The organism is Sediminibacterium goheungense (assembly GCF_004361915.1).
Taxonomy (GTDB): domain Bacteria; phylum Bacteroidota; class Bacteroidia; order Chitinophagales; family Chitinophagaceae; genus Sediminibacterium; species Sediminibacterium goheungense.
Genome location: NZ_SNWP01000011.1, coordinates 594,010 through 618,360 on the forward strand (window position 1 = coordinate 594,010; position 24,351 = coordinate 618,360).

At 41.5% G+C, this 24,351-nt stretch carries 23 protein-coding genes; 9 read left to right on the forward strand and 14 right to left on the reverse strand.

Features of this window, described 5'->3' with window-relative positions; genetic code table 11:
* Positions 1-189 precede the first annotated feature (189 nt).
* Positions 190-549, forward strand: a complete 360-nt coding sequence (locus BC659_RS10280; RefSeq protein ID WP_133474671.1) for a four helix bundle protein — start codon at positions 190-192, stop codon at positions 547-549.
* A gap of 33 nt (positions 550-582) precedes the next feature.
* Here BC659_RS10280 and BC659_RS10285 read toward each other — a convergent pair whose 3' ends face one another.
* From BC659_RS10285 to ubiE, 4 genes are all read right to left on the reverse strand, one after another.
* Positions 583-1,896: a MutS-related protein gene (locus BC659_RS10285; RefSeq protein ID WP_133474672.1), complete on the reverse strand. Its 1,314-nt coding sequence runs from the start codon at positions 1,894-1,896 to the stop codon at positions 583-585.
* Between the two features lie 137 nt (positions 1,897-2,033).
* On the reverse strand, positions 2,034-3,374 hold the full coding sequence (locus tag BC659_RS10290; RefSeq protein ID WP_133474673.1) for a dihydroorotase: 1,341 nt from the start codon (positions 3,372-3,374) through the stop codon (positions 2,034-2,036).
* A 97-nt stretch (positions 3,375-3,471) separates the two neighbouring features.
* Positions 3,472-4,194, reverse strand: a complete 723-nt coding sequence (gene porT / locus BC659_RS10295) for a type IX secretion/gliding motility protein PorT/SprT (RefSeq protein ID WP_133474674.1) — start codon at positions 4,192-4,194, stop codon at positions 3,472-3,474.
* On the reverse strand, positions 4,167-4,910 hold the full coding sequence (gene ubiE / locus BC659_RS10300; protein ID WP_133474675.1) for a bifunctional demethylmenaquinone methyltransferase/2-methoxy-6-polyprenyl-1,4-benzoquinol methylase UbiE: 744 nt from the start codon (positions 4,908-4,910) through the stop codon (positions 4,167-4,169). The genes porT and ubiE overlap by 28 nt, the downstream gene beginning before the upstream one ends.
* Before the next feature lie 159 nt (positions 4,911-5,069).
* Between ubiE and rsgA the strand changes: the two genes are divergently transcribed.
* Positions 5,070-5,993: a ribosome small subunit-dependent GTPase A gene (rsgA, locus tag BC659_RS10305; protein ID WP_133474676.1), complete on the forward strand. Its 924-nt coding sequence runs from the start codon at positions 5,070-5,072 to the stop codon at positions 5,991-5,993.
* Positions 5,994-6,103: 110 nt separating this feature from the next.
* Here the strand turns inward: rsgA and BC659_RS10310 are convergent, their stop codons facing one another.
* A complete protein-coding gene (locus BC659_RS10310; RefSeq protein ID WP_246027119.1) occupies positions 6,104-7,306 on the reverse strand; it encodes an aspartate aminotransferase family protein in 1,203 nt (400 codons plus the stop codon).
* Positions 7,307-7,358: 52 nt separating this feature from the next.
* Between BC659_RS10310 and BC659_RS10315 the strand changes: the two genes are divergently transcribed.
* The gene (locus BC659_RS10315; RefSeq protein WP_133474677.1) at positions 7,359-7,871 is read left to right on the forward strand and encodes a gamma carbonic anhydrase family protein; all 513 of its coding nucleotides are present in this window, start codon (positions 7,359-7,361) and stop codon (positions 7,869-7,871) included.
* A 118-nt stretch (positions 7,872-7,989) separates the two neighbouring features.
* Here the strand turns inward: BC659_RS10315 and bshA are convergent, their stop codons facing one another.
* On the reverse strand, positions 7,990-9,126 hold the full coding sequence (bshA, locus tag BC659_RS10320; protein WP_133474678.1) for an N-acetyl-alpha-D-glucosaminyl L-malate synthase BshA: 1,137 nt from the start codon (positions 9,124-9,126) through the stop codon (positions 7,990-7,992).
* Between the two features lie 209 nt (positions 9,127-9,335).
* On the opposite strand from bshA, the gene BC659_RS10325 reads away from it, so the two are divergent.
* Both BC659_RS10325 and BC659_RS10330 read left to right on the forward strand, forming a co-directional pair.
* Entirely contained in the window at positions 9,336-10,700 is a 1,365-nt protein-coding gene (locus BC659_RS10325; RefSeq protein WP_133474679.1) for a M20/M25/M40 family metallo-hydrolase, read from the forward strand.
* A gap of 1 nt (position 10,701) precedes the next feature.
* Positions 10,702-11,097, forward strand: a complete 396-nt coding sequence (locus BC659_RS10330) for a hypothetical protein (protein ID WP_133474680.1) — start codon at positions 10,702-10,704, stop codon at positions 11,095-11,097.
* Between the two features lie 39 nt (positions 11,098-11,136).
* Here BC659_RS10330 and BC659_RS10335 read toward each other — a convergent pair whose 3' ends face one another.
* Positions 11,137-11,835: an SAM-dependent methyltransferase gene (locus BC659_RS10335; RefSeq protein WP_133474681.1), complete on the reverse strand. Its 699-nt coding sequence runs from the start codon at positions 11,833-11,835 to the stop codon at positions 11,137-11,139.
* Between the two features lie 3 nt (positions 11,836-11,838).
* The gene (locus BC659_RS10340) at positions 11,839-12,600 is read right to left on the reverse strand and encodes an EI24 domain-containing protein (RefSeq protein ID WP_133474682.1); all 762 of its coding nucleotides are present in this window, start codon (positions 12,598-12,600) and stop codon (positions 11,839-11,841) included.
* Between the two features lie 76 nt (positions 12,601-12,676).
* Here BC659_RS10340 and BC659_RS10345 point away from each other — a divergent pair, with 76 nt between their 5' ends.
* The gene (locus BC659_RS10345; protein ID WP_133474683.1) at positions 12,677-13,300 is read left to right on the forward strand and encodes a DNA-3-methyladenine glycosylase; all 624 of its coding nucleotides are present in this window, start codon (positions 12,677-12,679) and stop codon (positions 13,298-13,300) included.
* 55 nt (positions 13,301-13,355) lie between these two features.
* On the opposite strand, the gene BC659_RS10350 is transcribed toward BC659_RS10345, so the two are convergent.
* Together BC659_RS10350 and upp are read right to left on the reverse strand one after the other, a co-directional pair.
* Positions 13,356-14,369 (reverse strand): PorP/SprF family type IX secretion system membrane protein, encoded by a 1,014-nt coding sequence (locus tag BC659_RS10350; RefSeq protein WP_246027120.1) that lies wholly within the window; start codon positions 14,367-14,369, stop codon positions 13,356-13,358.
* A 110-nt stretch (positions 14,370-14,479) separates the two neighbouring features.
* Positions 14,480-15,133 carry a uracil phosphoribosyltransferase gene (gene upp / locus BC659_RS10355; RefSeq protein WP_133474684.1) on the reverse strand — a complete coding sequence of 218 codons (654 nt, stop codon included), beginning with the start codon at positions 15,131-15,133 and terminating at the stop codon, positions 14,480-14,482.
* Between the two features lie 140 nt (positions 15,134-15,273).
* Between upp and BC659_RS10360 the strand changes: the two genes are divergently transcribed.
* Positions 15,274-15,705 (forward strand): FxLYD domain-containing protein, encoded by a 432-nt coding sequence (locus tag BC659_RS10360; RefSeq protein ID WP_133474685.1) that lies wholly within the window; start codon positions 15,274-15,276, stop codon positions 15,703-15,705.
* Positions 15,706-15,751: 46 nt separating this feature from the next.
* Here the strand turns inward: BC659_RS10360 and ade are convergent, their stop codons facing one another.
* Positions 15,752-17,404, reverse strand: a complete 1,653-nt coding sequence (ade, locus tag BC659_RS10365; protein ID WP_133474686.1) for an adenine deaminase — start codon at positions 17,402-17,404, stop codon at positions 15,752-15,754.
* 120 nt (positions 17,405-17,524) lie between these two features.
* On the opposite strand from ade, the gene BC659_RS10370 reads away from it, so the two are divergent.
* Together BC659_RS10370 and BC659_RS10375 are read left to right on the forward strand one after the other, a co-directional pair.
* Entirely contained in the window at positions 17,525-18,382 is an 858-nt protein-coding gene (locus BC659_RS10370) for a hypothetical protein (RefSeq protein ID WP_133474687.1), read from the forward strand.
* Positions 18,383-18,499: 117 nt separating this feature from the next.
* Positions 18,500-21,646 carry a WD40/YVTN/BNR-like repeat-containing protein gene (locus BC659_RS10375; RefSeq protein WP_133474688.1) on the forward strand — a complete coding sequence of 1,049 codons (3,147 nt, stop codon included), beginning with the start codon at positions 18,500-18,502 and terminating at the stop codon, positions 21,644-21,646.
* A 95-nt stretch (positions 21,647-21,741) separates the two neighbouring features.
* Here BC659_RS10375 and trmD read toward each other — a convergent pair whose 3' ends face one another.
* From trmD to BC659_RS10390, 3 genes are all read right to left on the reverse strand, one after another.
* Complete coding sequence (trmD, locus tag BC659_RS10380; protein WP_133474689.1) at positions 21,742-22,425, reverse strand: tRNA (guanosine(37)-N1)-methyltransferase TrmD; 684 nt, start codon at positions 22,423-22,425, stop codon at positions 21,742-21,744.
* Between the two features lie 68 nt (positions 22,426-22,493).
* Positions 22,494-22,883 carry an RNA-binding S4 domain-containing protein gene (locus BC659_RS10385; protein WP_133474690.1) on the reverse strand — a complete coding sequence of 130 codons (390 nt, stop codon included), beginning with the start codon at positions 22,881-22,883 and terminating at the stop codon, positions 22,494-22,496.
* A 54-nt stretch (positions 22,884-22,937) separates the two neighbouring features.
* Positions 22,938-24,305, reverse strand: a complete 1,368-nt coding sequence (locus BC659_RS10390; protein WP_133474691.1) for a dipeptidase — start codon at positions 24,303-24,305, stop codon at positions 22,938-22,940.
* Positions 24,306-24,351 lie beyond the last annotated feature (46 nt).

Sequence of the window (24,351 nt, forward strand, 5' to 3'; positions counted from 1 at the left end):
AAATCCAATCAACAATGATGATACAATCAACACAGTAAGATAATAAAGCTGTCTGTAGTAAAAGTAAAACGGGTAGATATACGGAGTAAAAACACCTGAATTGATGGCGGATGGAGGATGGCGGATGTCTGATTTGAGATTACTGTTACTGGCTCGTAGTCTGTTATTTTATTTTTATTTAAAAAAGAGATGACACAAAAAATGCTTGAGGAAAGAACTAAGCAGTTTCATATTGCAGTGATTCAACTTTGTAATGATATGCCAAGAACCATTGTTGGGTTCGAGATTAGTAAACAGTTTATTCGCTCAGCAGGATCAATTGGAGCTAACTACAGGGCTAGTCTGAGGGCAAAGTCAAAGTCGGATTTTATATATAAAATACAAATTGTGTTAGAAGAAGCGGATGAGTCTCATTATTGGCTAGAGATTTTACAGTTATCCGGTCTGATAAAAGATGAAAGAATCTGTGGGCTACTACAAGAAGCCTTTGAACTGACAGCTATTTTTTCAGCAACCGACAAAACAGCAAAATCAAATAGCAAAAAATAAATCCGACATCAGCGATCCGACATCAGAAATTACTCAGAGTTTTTCCAGCAGCTCCACCACCCCTTCTTTCCTGAGTATCAGGTAGCCGAGTCTGTCGTTACTGATGCCTTCTTTGAGTTGATAGCTGAATACCAACTGATCATCATTGACGCTGGTTTCAAAATAGCGGAACTGTATATTATTGAATTGCCGGAGAGAGTCGCCTATTTCATAAAGATGGGTAGAAAGAATGAACAATACATTTTTCATCTTCCGTAGACCTTCAATCACAGTACTGCTGCATTTCATGGCATCCTGTACATTCGTGCCTTTAAAAAGTTCGTCGATAAGGATGAGCCAGTTTCTTCCATCACTTATTTTTTCAATCGTATTCCGTATCCGCTGCACTTCATTGAAGAAGTAACTTTCGCCTTTAATGATATTGTCTACTACGTTGATATTACTCAGCAATCCATCAAATAAACTTAACTGCATTTTTTTGGCAGGCACTCCCATACCCAGGTGGGCGAGGTAAACACTTACACCCACAGCTTTGATAAATGTGCTTTTGCCCGCCATATTGGCACCGGTGAGGAAAAGAAAATTTTTATCTCTGCTCATTTCAATGTCATAGGCAACCGGTATCTGTAATAGGGGATGGTACAATGCACTTGCTTCAATATAGGGTTGTGCTGATTTGTGTATTTCAGGAAAGCTGAACTGGTATTTATTACAGGTAATACTTAAGGAAAGAAAGGCGTCAATGCGGCTATAAATATCAATCAGTTCGAAGAATTGGTTCTTATAATGTGAGCGTACAAAATCTGCATAGCTTAATATTCGCCAGTTAGGTAAGTTTTCTTTTGATGCGGTACCCATTTCAGGAATAAGCCCTTTGTTTAACAGCATTTCAATTCTCTCCGCCCAGATATGCAATTGTTTACTGGTACAGTTTTCTTTAAGCAGGCGACTGATGTCTGTCATACCCTTTACAAAATCAATGCAATGTGAAATGGTATAACGAGTTAAAGAAAAGTCTGGCGCATTGAATAGTTTATAGAAAAAGCTGCTGATAATATTAGGTTGCGTAGGGTATTTATTGATCTGCGATTCGTAGAATCGTGCAATGACCATCACGGTACCATTGGTAATGCTAATGGGCCAGCGATCGGTTAATGGAATGAGATCGCGAATGGTTTGCTGATTTTGTTCGATGGCCTCAACCGTAGACAATGGTTTCGCCACCATATCATACAAATAATCTCTTCCTCCCGTAGTTTGTGTATGATCCAGAAAGTTCACAACCGATAATTCTTCCTCACTGTGAAATATAGAAAGATCGGCAAGCGTAGTTTTGTCTATCTGCATGTGTTAAAGTTAAGGAAGTCGGCTATTCATCCTACGGATTCGGAAGACCGAAAGTCCGAAAGTCGGAAAGACCGAAAGAAATCTTTTTTGTTGAAAAAAACTCCGGACTTTCGGACTACCGGTCTTCCCGACTATTTCTATCTCTCAAAAGCCAACCTCATTCCTCTTTTAGATTCATCGAAGAGGCCTTTTCCATATACGGGATGTCCATTTACGAAAGTATAGTTGATAGTAGCGGGTAATACCTGTCCTTCGAGGGGGCTCCAGCCGCATTTATAAAGTATATTATCTTTTCGGATGGTAGTGGGCTCATTCATATTTACCAGTACCAGATCGGCATAATACCCTTCTCTGATAAAACCTCTTTCTTTGATCTGAAAACAGGTGGCTACAGCATGGCTCATTTTTTCCACTACTTTCTCAATACTGATCTTTCCTTCTTTTACATAGTGAAGCATGAGTCCGAGTGTATGTTGAATCAAAGGAAGTCCGGCATGTGCATGTTCATAGTCTTCCTGTTTTTCTTCCCAGGTATGTGGGGCATGATCGGTAGCAATGACATCCAGCCGGTCGTCTAATAAAGCTTCCCATAGTGCTTTTCGGTTATGGGGTGCTTTAATGGCCGGATTACATTTTATCTGGTTACCCAGGGAAGCGTAATCGTCACTGGTAAAATGCAGGTGGTGAACACATACTTCTGAAGTAATTCTTTTTTCAGCCAGTGGTAGCATATTACTAAACAGTTGTAATTCTTTTTCTGTGGTAATGTGCAAGATGTGTAAACGTGAATTGTACTTCTTAGCGTACTGTATGGCTTTGAAGGAAGATTCGAAACAGGCTTCCTCATTACGAATGATGGGATGATCGGCGGGTTCCAGTTTTCCTTTCTGGGCCTTCATGGCCTGCAGGTTATGTTTTATGATACTTTCTTCTTCGCAATGTGTGGCAATCAGTAATTCGGAACCGGCAAATACTTTTTCCAGTACCAATGGGCTATCGACCAGTAAATTACCGGTAGAAGAGCCCATAAAAACCTTTACGCCGCAGATATCATTCTTTTTTTCATTGGTACGTAATATTTCCTCAATATTATCATTGGAAGTACCCATATAAAAAGAATAATTGGCCAGTGATGTATTTTTACCGGTTTCATATTTCTGTTCCAGTAGTTCGTGGGTAAATGCCGGTGGATTGGTATTGGGCATTTCCATATAACTGGTAACACCTCCTGCAACAGCTGCTTTTGCTTCCGTATAAATGGTGGCTTTATGCGTAAGACCCGGCTCGCGGAAGTGAACCTGATCGTCGATAACACCAGGTAAAAGAAACTGATTGCTGCCATCTATTTCAGTGGCATTCACAGCAGGACTGAGTGAGCTGCCTATTTGTTCAATTCTTGCATTTCTGATCCAGACATCGCCATAAATAATACTTCCTTCATTAACGATGGCTGTGTTTTTAATGATATAATCTTTCATGGAGCTAATTTTTAGTTGTGTAAACCATATTGTATCCAGTATAATATGGGCTTCCCTTGAGGCGCCATGCAATTTATTACATCAAAAGGATTTAACCTTAATCTTCGAGGTGAATAGAGAAAATGATCATGCGCGATTGAATCTTATCCATAACATTGGAAAAACGTAGGGTGGGGTCGTATTGATGGATATTGGATAAGCCGTAGCTGAATTTGATTTCAGGTGATACGGTTACAAAAGGCAGGTAGAAATTGAAACCGATACCGGTTTCAAAACCAAAATCATTCCTTTTTAACTTGAGCAGGTCTTCTGATAAACGGGCTGCTGAATTACTGGACAAGTCAGTATCCAGCTTAATACCACCGAGCAGGTAGGTGCGGAAGTTACCGATGCGATCCGAGTTAAATTTAAAATGAAGCGGGAGGCTGATCAGGGTGGCAGGTAATGTTTGCCGCTGAAAAGCAGCTTCGCCCGGCCGGGGCTTACCCAGGCTGTATTCAAGATATTTGGAGCCGCCAATAATAAGCTGTGGGTTTGCCCTGAATTCAAGATGGTCTGTCATTTTTACGGTAGCCAGTAACCCCATGGTAATACCTCCACTGGATCCGGGACGTACGGATAAGATAGAATCATTCTGGAGGAACAAGGGTGATTTGTTCTGATGCAGGAATGAACTGTTATAGCCCAGTGTAAGACCAAAATAGTAAGGCAGGTCATCGTGATTAGGTCGATAACGCTGTTTCTGTGCTGTTACAGCCAGTGTACAGAAATGAATAAAGAGAACCGGCAGGATTATTTGCTTCCGCAATAAATAGTGCATATTCCGAAACTAAGTTTTTTCAGATAAGTTTGGGTAAATCCTGCGTCATGCATAATATTTAAAAAGTTTTGCCCTTCCGGAAAGGCTTGAACACTATCGTTCAGGTATTGATAAGCATCTTTGTTTTTGGCAAATAATCCTCCCACACCCGGTGTCACAACATTTGTATAAAAATCACAGAGCTTTCTGAACAGGGGCTGACTGGGTCTGGAAAACTCCAGTACTACCAGTTTTCCACCGGGTTTTAATACCCTGTACATTTCTGCAAGTCCTTTGTCGAGGTTTGCAAAATTTCGTACACCATAGGCTACTGTAATGGCATCGAAATGTTGATCAGGAAAGTTGATGGTTTCACTATCACCGGTCTGTAATTCAATCGCATCATGTAATCCCAGTTTGGTTAGCTTCTCTCTTCCCAGGGCCAGCATTCCTTCTGATATATCTATGCCAATGATCTTTTCTGTTTGTAACATGCGATGGGTCATAATAGCCACATCACCTGTTCCGGTTGCTACATCCAACACCAGTTTGGGTTGTAATGACTGCAACTGTCTGATGGCTTTTTTACGCCATTGTATGTCAACACCTGCTGTCAGAAACCGATTCAGAAAATCGTACCTGAAAGCAATGCTGTTAAACATTTCCGCTACCTGTTCCTTTTTGCCTTGTTCACTCTGCCGGTTAGGAACCACCTCATCATGCGCAAACTTTGCCATAAGGTGACAAAGATATTGAATTATGGCCTGAAGGTCAGCCATTGTTCGCTGATATGGCCTAAAACAGGGGTTAATGTTTCGCAAATATTGTTTTAGAGGCATTTGCCGCCATGATATAGATACGGTAAAAGCCGTTTGCGCTTACTATCTTCGTTGTTCATGAGAGCCAGAATTTATAAATCTACCGGTAGTTGGTATGTGGCCAGGGCCGAAAATGGGGAAACCTACCAGGCAAGAATCAAAGGGGTAATGAAAATAGAGGGCATTACTTCTACCAACCCTATTGCTGTAGGTGATGAGGTGGAAATGGAGATTGAAGCTGTTCAGGAAGAATCGGCCATCATCAGTGAGATTTATGACCGGAAAAATTATGTCGCAAGGGTATCTCCCCATAACAAGCACCAGCATCATATCATAGCATCCAACCTCGACCAGAGCTTATTGTTTGTTACCCTGAAAGATCCTAAGACATCTCAGGGTTTTATGGATCGTTTTCTTATTTCATGTGAAGCTTTTCATGTTCCGGCCATCATTGTTTTTAATAAAGCGGATCTCTATAAAAAGAAAGAACTGGAAAAATTTGAGCGCCTGAAAGAAATTTATGAAGCTGTTGGGTATACTGTTTTATTGTGCAGTGTGGCAGAAGAAAAAGGTTTGGAAGAAGTAAAAGCCTTGTTGCATAATAAAGTTTCTTTACTCAGCGGACATAGTGGTGTTGGGAAGTCAACCTTTATCAACGCATTGTTTCCCGAGTTCAACCTGCGTACACAGGAAGTAAGTGGCTGGAGCGGAAAAGGTATGCATACCACCACTTTTGCAGAAATGTTTGATTTACCCGAAGGTGGCCATATCATTGATACACCAGGTATCCGTGAACTCGGACTGGTAGATATCAGTAAGGAGGAACTGGCGCACTATTTCCCCGAAATGAGGGAAAGAATGAATGATTGTCAGTTCAACAACTGTATGCATATTGAAGAGCCCAATTGCGCTATTAAACAAGCAGTGATAGATGGTGAAATTTCAGAAGAAAGATATATCAGCTATCGGACTATATTGGATACGATGGAGAGTGAATGGTGAATGGTGAGTAGTCAGTAGTCAGTAGTCAGTAGTCAGTAGTCAGTAGTCAGTAGTCAGTAGTCAGTAGTCAATAATGAGTCTATAAAGATAAAGCTTTTACTCACTACTGACTACTCACTGCTCACTTTCTCGTCCACACTTTGCAAAATGATCCTGCAAATCTGATCAAGTTCTTCTGTTGTAATAGATAAGGGTGGGGCAATTCTTAATCTGTCGGGTGCGAATAGGAACCAGTCGGTAATTAATCCGTTTTTTACGCAGTTGTGTACTATTTTTTGATTGGTAGCTGCATCTTCAAATTGCAATGACATCCATAAACCACATGAACGTTTATCTATGATAGCAGGGTGCTGTAACTGTTTCTGTAGTATTTTTTCTTTTTCTTTTACTGTATCGATCATCCGGCTATTGGTCAGCACTTCGAAAGCAGCTTTTCCGGCAGCACAGGAAACAGGATGCCCGCCAAATGTGGTGATATGACCCAATACCGGATTATAGGTGAGGGTAGACATCAGTTTTCTGTCTGCAATAAAAGCACCCAGGGGCATGCCTCCGCCGAGAGCCTTGCCTAATAACAAAATATCCGGTACTACATCAAATTGTTGAAATGCCCATAGTGAACCTGTTCTACCAAAGCCAGCCTGTATTTCATCGAAGATGAGCAGTACACAATGTTCGTCGCATTTTTTCCGGATGGCCTGTAACCATTCTTTGCGGGGTGCTTTGATACCACTCTCAGCCTGTACCGTTTCCAGTATGATGCAGGCCAGATCGGAATCTATGGCATCAAGAACAGTATCATCGTTGTAATGATAGTGATGAATATCGGGGAGTAAGGGTCTGAAGGCATTGCGCCAGTATTCACCTCCCATAATACTCAATGCGCCCTGTGTACTACCATGATAAGCATCATTAAAGGCGATCATTTTGGATCGGCCGGTAATTCTTTTGGCAAGTTTCATGGCACCTTCTGTAGCTTCTGCGCCGCTGTTGGTAAAATATACGCAATTGAGTGAGCCAGGCAGATGGTCGCTTAGTAATCTGGCATACTGTATCTGCGGACTTTCTATAAATTCCCCATACACAATCAGGTGCATGTATTCAGCTGCCTGTTCCTGTACAGCTTTCACTACATCAGGATGACTATGTCCGATATTACAAACACTAAAGCCGGATATAAGGTCTATATATTTTTTACCGTCTGTATCCCAGAGATGAATGCCGGAAGCTTTAACCATTTCAATGCCAATGGGTGCAGGTGAAGTTTGCGCCACATGTTGCAAAAAAACTTGTCTGTTTGAAATACCGCTCATTTTATTAACTTTCATGAAAGTTCAACATTCACTACCCGAAATTCGATAATTTATGCCAGTTATACTGAGTGTTCTTGGTAAAGAGCCGCAATTTGGTGAAAATTGTTTTATTGCCCCCAATGCAACCATTGTGGGAGATGTTGTCATGGGCGACGATTGCAGTATATGGTTTAATGCAGTGGTTCGTGGCGATGTGCATTATATTAAGATGGGCAATAAAGTGAATATACAGGACGGAGCAGTGATTCATTGTACCTATCAAAAAAATCCTACCCATATCGGAAACAATGTTTCCATCGGCCACAATGCATTGGTTCATGGCTGTACGATACATGATAATGTATTGATTGGCATGGGAGCGATTGTTATGGATCGTTGTGTAGTACACAGTAATTCCATCATTGCCGCAGGAGCGGTATTACTGGAAGGAACGGTGGTAGAAGCGGGCTGTATTTATGCTGGTGTACCGGCTAAAAAAGTGAAAGACGTTTCACAGGAGTTGATACATGGCGAAATAGACCGGATCTCCAATAACTATGTAATGTATGCTTCCTGGTTTAAGTAGGGAATAGCATATGGCCTATGGGTCATAGCGAATAGTTAATGGCTTATAGTGCATGGTTTGGATATTATATTTCTACCCTCTATCAAGCCATTACCTATACGCCATAGGCAATCAGCTATCAGCATGGCCCCATGCGGCAAAAGCGGCTGTATAGTTTTTCGTAAATGGGAATGATATTTTTAATATCGAATCTGCAGGCCTGTTGATAGGCAGCTTCTTTCATTTGTTCTAATTTCTGGTCGTCCCGCAATAAATCAATGGCGAACCTGCTCATTGCTTCGATATCGCCCACATTCGCCATATAACCGGTTTCACCCTGTGTATTGATTTCACTTAAGCCTCCTGCATTGGAACTGATTACCACCGATCTGGCAGCCATCGCTTCCAATGCTGCCAAACCAAAACTTTCATATTCAGAGGGTAGCAGAAATACATCGCTTACTGCCAGTATATCTTCCATCTGTTCCTGTTTACCCAGAAAACGTACATCGTCTTCAATGCCCAATTCGCGGGTTAATTCTTCAGTGCCGGGTCTTTCCGGGCCATCACCCACCATCAGTAATTTAGCAGGCATTTGTTTTCTGACTGCTGAAAATACATGGATAACATCAACAACACGTTTTACCTTCCTGAAATTCGAAGCATGGATCAGTATTTTTTCGCCATTGGGTGCAATTACTTTTCGAAAAGCATCAATCGGTTTTTTATTGAAGCGGCTAACATCTACAAAATTGTGAATTACTTCAATGTCCTTATGAATAGGGAAAAATTTATAGGTTTCTTCCCGCAGGTTTTGTGATACGGCAGTAATGGCATCGCTTTCGTTAATGGAAAAGGTAACTACGGGTTCATAGGTTTTATCTTTACCAACAAGGGTAATATCTGTTCCGTGTAAAGTGGTAATAACAGGTATGTTTCTGTTGGTTTTTTGCTTTACAATCTGTTTGGCCATATAAGCTGCTGAAGCATGGGGAATAGCATAGTGCACATGCAAGAGATCGAGATCATGATTCATAATCACATCTACCATGGTACTGGCAAGTGCTACTTCATAAGGAGGGTAATCGAAAAGCGGATAGGTGGGGACCCTTACCTCATGGTAAAAGATATTTGCATTGAAAACATTCAACCTTACCGGCTGCTGATAGGTAATAAAATGAACCTGATGCCCTTCGTCGGCCAATGCTTTACCCAACTCTGTGGCCAGTACACCACTACCACCAAAAGTGGGGTAGCAGACGATTCCTATACGCATATATTCCTTAGTTTAAAAAAGTGTTCCTTTGGTGATAGCTTATGGCGGATAGCTAATAGTATATATTATACTTATACTACCTGCCATATCCTATAAGCTATAAGCCATTGGCTATTAGCTATTCCATCTGCAAGTAACAACAATTCCACGAATACTCTTCTCCATTCATATAACTGGTTAAAACATGACAAATGATTAACTTTAGCCTTATGAAAAAATTACTCTTTCTTTTATTCTTATCTCCCATTGCTGTATGGGCCCAGCAGGACGATGCTGTTATGATTAAAAAGATTTCAGATGAAATACTCCGTAATGGTAAAGCTTATGACCTTCTTTATGAGCTAACCAAAAAAGTAGGCGGCCGGTTGGCTGGCTCGCCACAGATGTATAAAGCAGAAGCATGGGGTGAAAAAGCATTAAAAGAAATGGGTGCCGATAGGGTATATCTGCAGGAATGTCAGGTGCCCCGTTGGGTTCGTGGTGCCAAAGAAGAAGCACAGGTAATCAATATCAATGGTAAAGCTGTAAGCAGAAAATTGGATGTACTGGCTTTGGGAAATTCATTGGGTAATGGTAAACCGGTTACGGCTAAAGTAATTGCCTTTAATAGTTTTGAGGAGATGGATAAAAGAAAAGAGGAAGTGAAAGGTAAGATTGTTTATTTCAATCATTCTTTTGATCCAACCAATATCAAACCCTTTGTTTCTTACGGACAAACAGGTGTTTCACGCAGGGCAGGTCCGGCAGCGGCGGCTAAGTATGGAGCAGTGGGTGTTATGATTCGCTCACTCACAGAATCAACCGCCAATGATCCACATACAGGCAGCACTTCATATAATGATTCCTTTCCCAAGATTCCTGCGATTGCAATGGGACCCAGAGATGCTGACTATATCTGGGAGCTGAGTAAAAAATCTGATGTTATGGTGACCATGAGAACCAGTGCTAAATTTCTTCCTGATACCATCGGGCATAATGTAATCGGGGAATTGAAGGGGAGTAAATATCCGGATGAAATTATTACAATTGGCGGGCACCTCGATAGTTGGGATGTAAATGAAGGAGCACATGATGATGGTGCAGGCGTGGTACATACTATTGAAGTGATGCGTGCACTGAAAGCAATCGGGTATAGACCTCAACGTACCATTCGTTTTGTACTTTTTGCCAATGAAGAAAACGGCATGCGTGGTGGTAATAAATATGCAGAAGTAGCGAAAGAAAAGGGTGAAAAACACATTTTTGCCCTTGAGAGTGATGCAGGTGGTTTCACTCCCAGAGGTTTTGGCTTTACCGCTTCTAAAGACAAGCATGATAAAGCACAACAATGGCTGCCTTTATTAAAACCTTATGGAACAGAAGATATGGCCGGCAGTGGGGGCGGAGCTGATATTGGACCGCTGAACAGGCTGTTTGGTACACCCATCGCCGGTTTTATTCCTGATCCCCAGCGTTATTTTGATTTGCACCATGCACGTACCGATGTATTTGAAAATGTAAATAAGAGAGAATTACTGTTAGGTGCGGTGAATATGGCAGCACTGGTTTATCTTGTAGATAAATACGGGTTGTAATATGAATAAGCGAAAAATTATCTGGACCATTGTTACTGTGTTACTGGTAGCCTTGTCGATTTTTATATACTGGCGGTATTACTTTATTTATGCAGAAGGAACCAAGGCGGGCCTACTGAATACATTTCAGAAAAAGGGTATCCTGTTCAAAACGTGGGAGGGGAAAATTATCCAGAGTGGCTTCCGTGCCAATGTACAAAGTAATGAATTCGATTTTAGTGTAACCAGCGAGTCGGTAGCTGAACAGTTATTGCGTTGTTCAGGGAAAGAAGTGGAATTGCATTATAAAAGATATATCGGTACCTTACCCTGGAGAGGACTTGAGCGAAATATTGTAGACAGTGTATATGAAGTGAGGGGCGCAGCCACAGAAACTATTATTGCCCCCAAACAGTAATGATTATTAGACTTGTAATTACTGAGGGAAGGATTTAATTTACACCTGTAGTAAAAAAATAGCCAGCCGCTTGTGAATGTCAAGCGGCTTTTTTTTCCATTCCTGTATGCTTTTGGTTTGAATGGATTCATTAGTGCCTGTAATATCTACTGCAATACAGAGTTTGGTTTCCTGCCTGCAGGTTTGTAGAAGATCACTGATCAGCGCATTGTTACGGTAAGGGGTTTCAATAAATAGCTGGGTACAATTTCTTTTAGATGAATCGGTCTCCAGCTCTTTTATTTTTTTCTTTCTTTCTGTTGTGTCAATCGGCAAATAGCCATGGAACTGAAAGCATTGTCCGTTCATGCCACTCGCCATTAAAGCCAGCAGTATGGAGCTTGGACCAACCAGCGGTTTTACGGTGGCTCCCATACTTTGTGCCACTTCTACCAATACCTGACCGGGATCAGCAATACCCGGACAACCTGCTTCGCTGACAATACCAATGTTTTTCCCTGAGCGTAAGCATTCCATGAAGGCCGATTTTACTTCCTGTTCGGCCTTATGAATGGTGAACCACTGGTAATCATCAATCACCATCTCTCTCCATAATTTTTTAAAAAAACGACGGGCTGTTTTTTCCTGTTCAACAAAAAAAACAGAACAATCTTTTATAGCATCCAGTATATAGGCTGGAATGGTCTGTAGTGCGTCTTCATGGAGTACGGTGGGAATGAGATAAACTTTGCCTGTCATATTTTATTTCTTTGTCCCGGCAGGATAAATACTGAGTGTTGCGGCAACCACGGCATAGGCTGGAGCCAGTATCCATCCGATTACAGGTAGTATATGCATCATGTAAAAGATAATACCATTACCCAATGCCAGGCCTTTATGATGGCCGATATAAAAAATACTTTCAGCAGGTGTTTTTTTCTGACGTTCCATACTGTAGTCGAGCATGGAGAATCCATAATAATAGCATTCAACGAGAATGGCAAGAATCGGTGTGAGCCATCCGATTAACGGTATGAGGCTCAGCAATAAAATGGCCAGCAGGTACACGGTTTGCCATACACTGTTTCTCAATGCAATGGAAATACCCCGGATAATGTCTTTGCCCAGTTGTTTAAAACTGAAGGGATAATCTTTCCCCTCAATAATAGATGCTGTTTTCTCACTCAGGTAGGCAAACAATGGAGAGCCCAGTATCAGGAAAAGATATTTGAACAGCGAAAAATATAAGAGCATCAGTACCAGCCATAATAAAGCGGTTCCAAAAACGAAGAGAAAACCTATAAAACTGCTCGATAATTCGTCGATCCAGTTTCTGAGACCCGTTTTTAATGTCATCCAGGCAATAAAATCAGAAGATGTTTGCCCGAAATAGTACATGCCCGTAACAAAAAGCAGTGTATACAATATACCTGGTATGAGTATCCACTTCCAGAGTTTATGCCGCACAATAAAATGATGCGCCTGGATGTAAGATTGTATGGCAATAATAAGTTCTTTGAGCACCGGGTATATTTTAGATGCACTAAGTTAATGTATTCAGTATGTTTATCGAGTGAAAGCTTTAACAGAATACAGGCAAATGCAGTTGCCGGCTGCATTTTACCATCGAAAAAATGTGTGTGTAATAGCTAAAGAGCTGATTGGTAAACTGCTTATAACCTGCTTCTCCGATCAATTAACTGCAGGCCGCATCGTTGAAACCGAAGCCTATAATGGTGTTGCAGATAAGGCTTCACATGCTTATGGTGGTCGGTATACCAACCGAACAGAAGTGATGTATCGAACGGGTGGACTGGCGTATGTTTACCTATGTTATGGGATACATCATTTATTTAATGTGGTAACAGGAACTGAAGGTGTGCCACATGCAGTATTGATAAGGGGAATTGAACCGGTTTATGGGGTAGAAACAATGCTGGAACGAATGAAGAAATTAAAGTTGGACCATGCTGTTGGAAGAGGCCCGGGTAATGTATCCAAAGCTTTGGGTATAAGCGTTGCACATTCCGGTACTGATTTGCTCGAAAAAGAAATATGGATAGCAGACGATGGTTATCGATTTACAAAAGATGCCATCATTACTACACCCCGCATTGGCGTGGATTATGCTGCCGAAGATGCTTTATTGCCATATCGTTTTATAGTAAAAGGCCATCCACAGGTAACAAAACATATCCATAATAAAAAGTATAACCCTGCGTAACCCCTTGATCACCCTTCTCTGCGGTGATTTTTCTTTTAGTAAATAAACGGATAACCTAAAACTTCGGACAGTTCACAATCTTATCAGAAGAAGGCCTTCTGATATAAATCAAAGAGATTTCAATACCGCCTCTGTTCATAGAAGCTGTTTTTAAAGAAGACGAATTATAATCGTAGCTCACGCCCACCCTGAAATCATCAAATTCAAGTCCGAGGTAAGGGATAATGGCGTCTTTGAAACGCATCCAGGAACCTACATATAAGCTGGTTGATTTAATATCATCTGGAGTAGCATTGAATTGTAGCGCCGCACCAAGCATGGTGGAAGAAGCCCCCCCCTGAAACATTTGCATTCCGCTCAGGTGTAATGTGGTGCTTTGTCCTACCGGGAAATAAGTACCTGCATGCACAGTGGTACGGGTGGGTAATATATAATTGGCGCCCGTAAACTGTTGTTTGGGTCGGTTAATGTGGTACATACTAACACCAAAGTAGAAATTGTTTCTTTCGTTGGTACTGCCGTTATAAAGCAAACCCGCATTCACGTCCACATAATTGGCTTTTAAAACGCCGCTGTTAAATACTTCAGAAGTTACGCCGGTAAAGCCGGCTGTTGTTAACTGGTCCTGAAATTTCAGCATATTCGTGTTAATCAGCATATTGGCATACGTAACCTGAAATCCTGCTCCTAGCTGATGAAAGCCGTCTTCATCGAGCCCTTTATGATAGGCAGTGGATACGGAACCATAATTAAATTTAACGGCCCCATTGGCACTATTGTCTGTATACCCCATAAAACCTACCCCCCAGGTATCGTTTGCAGAAATCTGGCCTTTCATGATTTGAAAATCTGCCGAGGCTGTTGCAGTTGTATAGGCTTTTTCAATACTGGGCCACTGGTTGCGGTAATTACCTGCCACCCTGTAGGAACCAAAGAATTTACCCGTAAAAGCTGGGTTAAGCGTAAGGGGGGAAGAGAAAAACTGAGAAAAATTAGGGTCCTGTGCCGATGCAGTATTTAGCACCAGCAACAAAAATCCCAGGCAGCTTATTTGGTACAGCTTTTTCACTCAGTGTCGAATTTAGGGTAATATGATCGAATCAAATACGGTTGTTTGGAAGATTAGGTTGTCCTTAACGTAGTTGATTGACCAGAAAAAGGGGCTTACCGCTGCTCAGGTCAGGATTGATTTTTAGTACCGAATGCCAGATCGCCCGCATCGCCTAATCCCGGAACAATATAGCCCTTGGCGGTTAATTCATCATCAATATCACCACACCAGATATGGATATCATCACCACATTCGCGGTGAATGAGCTCTATACCTACAGAACATGCAATGGCTACAACCACATGGAACTCTCTGGGTGTACCCTCATCTTTCATATATTGTATGGTTTTTACAATCGAAGCACCGGTTGCCAGCATGGGGTCGCTGATGATAACAATACGGTCATCCAGAGAAGGGCAACTCATGTATTCCAGACTTATTTCAAATGATCCGTCGCGGTGATGCTTTCTGTAAGCAGAAACAAAGGCATTGTCTGCCCTGTCGAAATAATTCAGCATACCATTATGCATGGGTAAACCCGCCCGTAATATGGTTGCCAGAACAGGCTGTTGTTCCAATCTTTTGCTTTCATGCGTGCCCAATGGTGTTGGAACCTCTACAACGCTAAAAGGCATCCGTTTGCTGATTTCATAGGCGGCTATTTCACCGATACGTTCCAGGTTTCTGCGAAAACGCATCCTGTCTCCCTGAATGGTTACGTCTCTTAGTTCAGATACCCAGTTACTAACAAGGCTATGCTCTTGGCTGAGGTTTACAATCATGGTTCAGAAATAAAGGTTGGTAAAGGCTTCAAAACTAAAATCTATCTGTTGGAATGAGAAATTTATGTTTATAAGCTGTTTTCTGTTTTAACGATACAAAAACAAGGAATGGCTTAATTTGGTAGAAATTAATAACCCTTATGCAGAAAATTACGCTTATTCTGGCGCTTTTTACGTTGCTTATTTCCTGTAAAAATGATAAAAAGGAGAAGGATTTTGATAACAGCAGTTATGAAACCGTAAAAGAATCACTGGCTGAAAAAGAGAAAAACAATCCTAAACGGTTTCTGATGGTAAGTAATAGCGATCGTAAAAACCTTATCGGTCAAACCGTAGTGAAAGGAACCATTTCCAATAAAGCTACTGTGTGTTGGTATAAAGATGTTGAACTGCGTCTTTCTTTCTACAGTAAAACGGGTGTAAAATTAGATGAGGGACTGGAAACCATTTATGAAAATATCGGACCGGGTAAATCTATCAAATTCAAAACCAAATATTTTGCTCCGAAGGGTACAGACAGTGTAGCTATTTCTGTAAATAAAGCAACGGGTGATATTTCTGCCGCTGAGTAATTGATGCGGCAGAAAGAAAATGTACTTAATGGTATTTATGTCGATCCTATTTCAAGAAACTGAAACGATCACCATCAAACAAACCCATATCACTCAGTTTAAGATGCGGTATTACCAATAATGCCATAAAACTGAGGGTCATAAACGGAGCCTGCAGGGTTGAACCCAGATCTTTGGCCATTTGATCAATGGCAGTATACGCTTCAGCTACCTTATATCCATCATGGGTACTCATTAAACCAGCCACAGGCAAACCAAGTACCTGATGATGGGTATCGGCATAACAACTCACGCCACCTTTTTCACTGATCACAAGATTGATGGCAGCTGCAAGGCTTTCATCATCGACACCCACCGCAACAATATTATGACTGTCATGTGCTACTGATGAAGCAATAGCACCCTTTTTCAATCCGATATTTTTGATAAAACATTTAGCTACCGGAGCATGATGATAACGGTTTACAACCACCATTTTCAAGATATCCTGTTCTGTATCTGATACCCATTGCCCATCTGATAACTTGCCCGAAAGGAAAAGTTTGTTAGTGATCAGTTGTCCGTCTAATGCTTCCATTACAGGAATCAGCCCATCTTCTGATGGATAGGCATTTTCAGTAACGGTAAGATCTGAGATGGATACAGGTTTGCAATCAAAATGATTAATGATGGTGGCAGGAACACTTTGAATCAACGATTGACCATCTTTTGCTACCAAAATACCATTTACATAGGTTTCAGCTACTTCAAAATCTGTAAGATCTTTTACCACAATAAAATCAGCATCGTCATCAATCTGTAGTAGTCCTACAGGTAAATTATAATGCAATACAGGGTTGATGCAGGCTGCTTTTAATACATGAAAGAGATCGATACCTTTTGCAACCGCTCTTGCACAAAGTTTGTTAATATGTCCGGTTACCAGGCTATCAGGATGTTTATCATCGCTACAGAACAATATGCTATTGGGATGGTCTTCCACGAGATCAATGAGTGCCTCGAAATTTCTTGCGGCACTTCCTTCGCGGATGATGATTTTCATGCCATATTGTAATTTATCAAGCGCCTCTTCTGCCGTAAAACATTCATGATCGGTTGAAATACCTGCTTCAATATATTGTTTTGCTGATTCTCCTCTCAGCCCGGGGGCATGGCCATCAACCGGCTTTCCAGCTTTATGTGCAGCAGCAATCTTTTTCATTACTTCCGGGTCTTTGGATAAAACGCCCGGAAAGTTCATCATTTCACTCAGGTAGGTTATTTCAGGTTTTTGCAGCAATGCTTCCACTGCTGTACTGTCAATAACTGCACCTGCTGTTTCAAAAACAGTAGCAGGCACACAACTCGGTGCACCAAAATTGAACTTAAAAGGTACCTGTTTACCGTTTTCAATCATATAGTCCACACCTGCGATCCCACATACATTGGCAATTTCATGCGGGTCACTAACCGTTCCAACTGTACCATGGACTACCGCCAGCCTGGCAAATTCAGAAGGTATGAGCATGCTACTTTCAATGTGCACATGGCTATCTATGAAACCGGGTAAGATGTACTGCTGTAAGCTGATATTTTCTGCTGAGGATTTTTCAATTGATCTGATTTTACCCTCTTGAATATGAATGACTGCCGGATAGATTTGTTTTTTTAAAATATCTACAAATTGTCCGCAAACGGTAAAGCTTTTGGTGGGCTGCATACAACAAAGATAACTCATCTGTTTTTGCTGACATCTGCCCGTTCATCATATCTTTCAGGTATTCGAACTATGAGAGCTAAACTGTGCGTAAGTTTACGGAAGATTGAAAATAAAAAATACATGAAAAAACAAATCCTGACAGGCTGTTTGTCAATACTGGTATTTTTTGGTTCTGCCCAGACCATTGAAGAAGTAATGACCAAATTTGAAGAAGCCAATGGCGGAAAAAATAAGCTGAAAGCCATTAAGACCCTCCAGATGGAGAGTGTGATGAAAATGAATATGATGGGACAAAGTTTCGATATCAGTCTCAATAGCATACGTGAACGAGGTAAGCTTTATCGCAGACAGATGGGAGGTATTATGGGTATGGGTAATTCATGGACCATGGTTACCGATACTGCCGGTTATGTGTATGTACCAGCCATGCCTAATTTTGGAGGCGGTGGAGGTTTTGGCGGCGGCGGCGGACAGCGAGATGGTAATACACAATTCGGCTCCGGTAATGGGGCTGGTGTTACAAAAATGACGGATGATGACTTACGTAAACAGCAATATGAAATGGATTGTGCAGGTAGCTTCCCAATGCTGGTGGATTATACTAAAAAAGGTTATACAGCTGAATTGCTGGGTACGGCCAAAGTGAATAAAGAAGAGTGTTATAAAGTGAAACTAACCATGAAAGATGGGTTAACGGGTACTTTTTATATCAATAAAAATAATTTTCTGGTACAACAAGTAGAAGCAGCTGATGAAATGGCTGCTGCACTAAGTGGTTTCGGAAGTATCATGCGTATGATGGGAGGTGGACGCCGCAGTCTCAAAGTAACCATTCAATATAGTGCTTACAAAGAAGTAGCAGGTATTCAGTTCCCGATGAAACAGCTCATTAGCCTCGGGCCTGTTGAAACGATTATTGAACACCTTGATATCAAACTGAATGAACCTGTAGATGAAGTCTGGTACAAAGTGAAGTAAACAGAGGAATAGAGAAACAGTAGAATAATGAATTTGAAGTTGAAAATTCCCTGTTTCTCTGTTCTTCTGTTCTTTTATCTTTTATTCGTAAATTCCATTTCCAATTCAATACTGCATATGAAAAAAATTTGCTGGCTGCTTTCTGCAGCTCTTTTGCTTGGCACCCTGGTACAGGCACAGAAACAGGATACCAAAAAAACAATCACCACTCCTGCTCCCGCAGCTGATCCTTCAGCAGCATTCTTTTCCAAATTAAAATACAGACTCGCTGGTCCTTTTAAAGGAGGACGCAGTGCAGCAGTGGCAGGTAGTTATAAAAATAAAACCACTTTTTATTTTGGCGCTACAGGTGGAGGCCTCTGGAAAACAACAGATGGAGGAAGCAACTGGAAAAATATTGGCGATAAATTCCTTGGAGGAAATATCGGATCCATCGCTGTTGCTCCTACCGATGAAAATATTATTTATGTAGGCGAAGGGGAGAATACGGTTCGTGGTAATGTGGCTGAAGGATTGAATGGAATGTGGAGAAGTGATGATGGTGGCCGCACCTGGAAAAATCTTGGTTTAAAAGAGGGAAGGCATATCATCCGTGTTATTATTCATCCCCGCGATCCAAATACAGTATGGGTGGCTGCATTGGGTCATTTATTTGGTCCAAATGAAGAACGTGGTGTTTTTAAAACAACTGACGGAGGAAAGAGCTGGAAAAAAGTATTGTATGTAAACAACCAGACGGGTGCATCAGACCTTGTGATCGATCCTACCAATCCTGGTGTGATGTATGCAGGTATGTGGCGTGTAATTCGTACACCACATAGTTTGGAAAGTGGCGGAGAAGGCAGTGGTATTTATAAAAGTACAGATGGAGGCGAAACATGGACCAATATCAGCACTGCCAAAGGATTTCCAAAAGGCGTATGGGGTATTGTGGGGGTAGCCATTGCCCCCTCTAATACTGATAAAGTATATGCCATTATTGAAAATGCAAATGGGGGTTTATATACAAGTAATGATGCAGGAGAAAGCTGGACGCTCACCAGCAGCGATAATAATATCCGCCAACGTGCATGGTATTATACCAAAGTGTTTGTGGATCCGAAAAATGAAAATGTAGTTTATGCGCCGAATGTAGGTTTTATGCGGAGTAAGGATGGTGGAAGAACATTTCAGAGTTTGAGGACACCACATGGAGACCATCACGATTTATGGATTGATCCGGAAAATGGTGATCGTATGATTGTAGCGGATGATGGCGGTGCGCAGGTAAGTTTTGATGGCGGCGAGAACTGGAGTACGATGGATAATCAGCCAACCGGACAATTCTACCGTGTATCAACAGATAATGCATATCCATATCGTATTCTTGGTGCGCAGCAGGACAACTCTACGATCCGTATGAGAAGCAGAACTGCGGGTGCAGGTATTACTGACCGCGATTGGGAAACAACAGCTGGTTCAGAAAGTGGCTATGTGGTTGCAGATCCTTTAAATCCTGATGTTGTGTATGGTGGTAATTATGGAGGTTATCTGGCAAGGCTCGATCATAGAACCGGAGAGAACCGTGCCATCAACGTATGGCCCGATAATCCAATGGGTGCCGGTGCAGATGTTTTGAAATACCGTTTCCAATGGAACTTCCCTATTTTCTTTTCACCACACAATCCTAAGCGATTGTATACCGCCGGGAACCATTTATTTGTAACCGAAAATGAAGGACAAAGCTGGGAAATGATAAGCCCTGATCTGACTACCAATGATAAATCACGTCAGCTTTCCAGTGGTGGTCCTATTACAAAAGACAATACTTCGGTTGAATACTACTGTACCATTTTTACAGCGGCAGAATCAGTACTTGAAAAAGATCTTTTATGGGCTGGTAGCGATGATGGATTATTACATATCAGTAAAGACGGCGGTAAGAACTGGGAAAATGTAACACCAGCTGAAGCGGGTAAATGGATGATGTGGAACTGTATTGAAACAGATCCATTCAAAAAAGGAACTGCATATATCGTCGGTACAAAATATAAGCTCGATGATTTTACACCGTATATTTTCAAAACGGAAGATTATGGTAAAACCTGGAAGAAAATTACCAATGGTATAGAGAAATTGCATTTTGCCAGAGCTATCCGGGCCGATAAAAAGAAGCCAGGTATATTGTACGCCGGAACAGAATATGGTATGTATATAAGTTTTGATGATGGCGCCAACTGGAAAAAGTTTCAACTGAACTTGCCCGAAACGCCGATTACTGATTTAACCATTAAAGAGAACGATCTGATTGTAGCAACACAGGGGCGTGCATTCTGGGTATTGGATGATCTGAGCCTGGTACAGCAAATGGATGCAGCTATTTTAGATAGAAACATGCATGTGTTTGATGTGAACCCTGTTTACAGATCGGAAGGCGGGGGTGGAAGAGGCAGAAGAAATTTTGGTGGAGCATCTTCTAATATGGGAACCAATCCGGCATCGGGTGTACTGATTAATTATTACCTCAAAGGAGTAACTGACAGCTCAAGGGTATCTATAACTGTTTATGATAAGCAATCAAAACCGATTCGCACTTTTAGTAAAAATGCGAGAGAAGCATCAGATAAAATAGAATATAGTAACGGCATTAATCAGTTTGAGTGGGATATGATGTATCCTCCTGCCGAGCGTCTGGATGGTTTGATTCTCTGGAATGGCGGTATTGGTGCTGCCAAAGCAGCGCCTGGTAAATACAAAGCACGTATTCGCTATGGAAAAGATTCTGTAGATGTTCCTTTCGAAATTCTGCGTAATCCAAACTATGCTACTACAGAAGCTGAATATGATGAACAACTGGCTTTCCTGTTACAGGTGCGCGATAAATTTAGTGAAGTGCAAAAAGCCATTAAAAATATCCGGGCATTAAGAACACAAATGACCGAGTTCACAGGAAGATTGGATGGTAACAGAGAAATTAAATCTTTTGCCGACAGTATTAATAAAAAAATTACAGCGGTAGAAGAAGCACTGTATCAAACCAAGGCGAAGAGCAGTCAGGATGTATTGAACTTCCCGATTCGCCTGAATGATAAGCTTGCGGGTTTGTACGGCGTGGCTTCAAGCGGTCAGAACCCTCCAAGTAAACAGGCGAAAGAAGCTTTTGCTGATTTGGGCGGTCAGGCAGATGTACAACTCGCAAAGCTGAAAGCCATCATGGAAAATGATGTTAAAGCGTTGAACAAACTCATAAATGAAAAGCAGGTACCTGTGATTAGTATTAAATAAAACTTGGGCATTAATATTAACATAAGACCACAGCTAGTGCCAACTATCTGTGGTCTTATGCATTTATTGAATAGATATTTGTACAATATCCGACATCAGAGATCCGACATCAGATCTGGTCTTCTGTCTTTTGTGCGTTGCACGGCTTGCTCATAGCGCCAGTCTTCTACTTTTTTGGGATCTCCCTGCAGTAGTATATCGGGAACCGTCATTCCCCGGAAATCAGCTGGTCGGGTATAAACCGGAGGTGCCAGTAAATTATCCTGAAAAGAATCGGTAAGCGCAGAAGTTTCATCATTTAAAACACCAGGTATCAACCGTCCAATTGCATCCACTACCACAGCAGCAGCCAGTTCTCCACCACTCAGTACGTAGTCGCCAATCGAAATTTCCATGGTTACATATTGCTGGCGGATACGTTCATCTATGCCTTTATAATGACCACAGATGATCAGTAAATTATTTTTTAAAGAGAGCAGATTGGCCCTTTTCTGATCGAAACGACTACCATCAGGTGTCATATAAATGATTTCGTCAAAGCGTTGATCTTTTTGTAGTTCGTCAATTGCATTGGCCAGTGGTTCACACATCATAACCATACCCGCACCACCACCATATTGATAATCATCTACCATGCCATACTTGTTCACGGCCCATTTACGGAGCTGGTGAACATGTATTTCTAACAAACCCTTCTCCTGTGCCCTTTTCATGATACTATGTGCAAAAGGACTTTCGAGCAGTTCGGGTAATACGGTTAGTATGTGTATGTGTAACATGGTGCAAAGGTATGAAAGACGGGCAAGCTATACGATCTGTTCTTTTCAAGAAGTAAAACAGTGTAGTCTTAATCCGCTAAAAAATCGCCCAGATCTCTTCTTTGTTTTTTGGTAGGTCTACCTATTTTACTCAGACGTTTTCCGGTCTGGTAGGTAGCTGCTTCAAACTTAACACGGTCCAATTCTTCTGCTGGAGTTAAGTCTATATAGAATTTGATGGCTTCGCTGTATTGTACTCTATGATCGAGTAAGCCCGTAACTTTTACCACCCATCTTTTGGCTTCAGTTTTCACTTCGTATTCATCACCGATATTTACAATGCGGGATGCCTTTACAGGTGTGCCAGTCATTTTTACTTTGCCTTTACTGCATGCATCGCCTGCCTGGCTTCTCGTTTTAAATAAACGTATGGCCCAGAGGTACTTGTCGATCCGTAATTTTTCTTTGACTTCACTCATAACAAAAGCAAAACAGGAGCAAATCTACATCTGCTCCTGTTATTGTTATATGATTTATTTTCCTTCCGCATAGTATTGATGGAAGTAAGGAATGGTTTCAATGCCTTTATAAAAATTATAAATATCGTATTTCTCGTTCGGACTGTGCAGGTTGTCGCTGTCTAAGCCAAAACCCATGAACACGATTTTAAGTCCCAGCTCTTTTTCAAATAATGCACAGATGGGAATACTTCCACCGCCGCGAACCGGTATAGGTTCTTTGCCAAAAGTTGTTTCAATAGCTTTTGCAGCGGCACGATATTCATTTGAATCAATAGGCGTCATATACGGTTCACCTCCATGGTGCTCATGGGCTTTTACCGTTACACCCGCCGGGGCGATACTGGTAAAATAATCCAGGATTTTTCTGGTGATTTTTTCGGATGACTGATTGGGTACCAGCCGACATGAAATTTTTGCATAGGCTTTTGATGGTAATACCGTTTTGGCACCCTCTCCGGTATAGCCTCCCCATATACCGTTTACTTCCAGCGTAGGGCGTATACCCGTTCTTTCATTGGTGGTATATCCTTTCTCACCCCATAATTGATCTATACCAAGATCTGTTTTGTATTCAGTTTCACTAAAAGGAGCTTTTGCCATTTTTGCACGCTCATCTGGTGTTGCTTCTACAACATCATCGTAAAAACCTGGTATGGTAATGTGATTGTTTTCATCATGGCAGGAAGCAATCATTTTTGCCAGCATGGTAGCCGGGTTGGCAACAGCACCGCCATATACACCGCTGTGCAGATCGCGGTTAGGACCGGTTACTTCCACTTCAATATAACTCAATCCGCGTACGCCTATATCAATCGAAGGCGTATCCATACTCAGCATAGAGGTATCACTGATCAGGATAACATCGGCTTTTAATAATTCTTTATTGGCTTTTACAAAAGTGGCGAGATTGGGACTGCCTACTTCTTCCTCACCTTCAATCAGGAATTTTACATTACAGGGAAGACTGTTTGTTTGAACCATTGTTTCCAGTGCTTTTACGTGCATGTAAAATTGTCCTTTATCATCGCAGGCACCACGTGCATAAATTTTACCTTCTTTAATAACGGGTTCAAATGGGCCACTGTGCCATAGTTCTAAAGGATCGGCAGGTTGCACATCATAGTGCCCGTATACTAGAACAGTAGGTTTTACAGCATCCACTATTTTTTCACCATACACAATCGGATGACCAGCAGTAGGGTATATAGCGGTGGTTTCTGCACCGGCTTCTTTTAAACTTTTCTCAACCGCTTCGGCACAACGGATCATATCATCTTTATGTTCGCCACGCGCACTAACACTTGGTATGCGCAACAGATCCAATAATTCATTCAGAAAACGTTCTTTGTGCTGTTGCTGATATTCTTTCCAGACTTGCATGGTAATAATATTTGTGTGAGGCTGCAATTTAGGATAAGCTGTGAAA

What these genes read in the sequence shown, in the direction of transcription:
- BC659_RS10370 (WP_133474687.1), top strand. Translation starts at nt 17,525, where the DNA reads ATGAAAAAACAAATCCTGACAGGCTGTTTGTCAATACTGGTATTTTTT.
- BC659_RS10285 (WP_133474672.1), bottom strand. Translation starts at nt 1,896, where the DNA reads ATGCAGATAGACAAAACTACGCTTGCCGATCTTTCTATATTTCACAGT.
- bshA (WP_133474678.1), bottom strand. Translation starts at nt 9,126, where the DNA reads ATGCGTATAGGAATCGTCTGCTACCCCACTTTTGGTGGTAGTGGTGTA.
- upp (WP_133474684.1), bottom strand. Translation starts at nt 15,133, where the DNA reads ATGATTGTAAACCTCAGCCAAGAGCATAGCCTTGTTAGTAACTGGGTA.
- porT (WP_133474674.1), bottom strand. Translation starts at nt 4,194, where the DNA reads ATGCACTATTTATTGCGGAAGCAAATAATCCTGCCGGTTCTCTTTATT.
- BC659_RS10385 (WP_133474690.1), bottom strand. Translation starts at nt 22,883, where the DNA reads ATGAGTGAAGTCAAAGAAAAATTACGGATCGACAAGTACCTCTGGGCC.
- BC659_RS10310 (WP_246027119.1), bottom strand. Translation starts at nt 7,306, where the DNA reads ATGAGCGGTATTTCAAACAGACAAGTTTTTTTGCAACATGTGGCGCAA.
- BC659_RS10315 (WP_133474677.1), top strand. Translation starts at nt 7,359, where the DNA reads ATGCCAGTTATACTGAGTGTTCTTGGTAAAGAGCCGCAATTTGGTGAA.
- BC659_RS10375 (WP_133474688.1), top strand. Translation starts at nt 18,500, where the DNA reads ATGAAAAAAATTTGCTGGCTGCTTTCTGCAGCTCTTTTGCTTGGCACC.
- BC659_RS10280 (WP_133474671.1), top strand. Translation starts at nt 190, where the DNA reads ATGACACAAAAAATGCTTGAGGAAAGAACTAAGCAGTTTCATATTGCA.
- trmD (WP_133474689.1), bottom strand. Translation starts at nt 22,425, where the DNA reads ATGTTACACATACACATACTAACCGTATTACCCGAACTGCTCGAAAGT.
- rsgA (WP_133474676.1), top strand. Translation starts at nt 5,070, where the DNA reads ATGAGAGCCAGAATTTATAAATCTACCGGTAGTTGGTATGTGGCCAGG.
- BC659_RS10325 (WP_133474679.1), top strand. Translation starts at nt 9,336, where the DNA reads ATGAAAAAATTACTCTTTCTTTTATTCTTATCTCCCATTGCTGTATGG.
- ubiE (WP_133474675.1), bottom strand. Translation starts at nt 4,910, where the DNA reads ATGGCAAAGTTTGCGCATGATGAGGTGGTTCCTAACCGGCAGAGTGAA.
- BC659_RS10345 (WP_133474683.1), top strand. Translation starts at nt 12,677, where the DNA reads ATGCAGTTGCCGGCTGCATTTTACCATCGAAAAAATGTGTGTGTAATA.
- BC659_RS10390 (WP_133474691.1), bottom strand. Translation starts at nt 24,305, where the DNA reads ATGCAAGTCTGGAAAGAATATCAGCAACAGCACAAAGAACGTTTTCTG.
- ade (WP_133474686.1), bottom strand. Translation starts at nt 17,404, where the DNA reads ATGCAGCCCACCAAAAGCTTTACCGTTTGCGGACAATTTGTAGATATT.
- BC659_RS10330 (WP_133474680.1), top strand. Translation starts at nt 10,702, where the DNA reads ATGAATAAGCGAAAAATTATCTGGACCATTGTTACTGTGTTACTGGTA.
- BC659_RS10335 (WP_133474681.1), bottom strand. Translation starts at nt 11,835, where the DNA reads ATGACAGGCAAAGTTTATCTCATTCCCACCGTACTCCATGAAGACGCA.
- BC659_RS10360 (WP_133474685.1), top strand. Translation starts at nt 15,274, where the DNA reads ATGCAGAAAATTACGCTTATTCTGGCGCTTTTTACGTTGCTTATTTCC.
- BC659_RS10290 (WP_133474673.1), bottom strand. Translation starts at nt 3,374, where the DNA reads ATGAAAGATTATATCATTAAAAACACAGCCATCGTTAATGAAGGAAGT.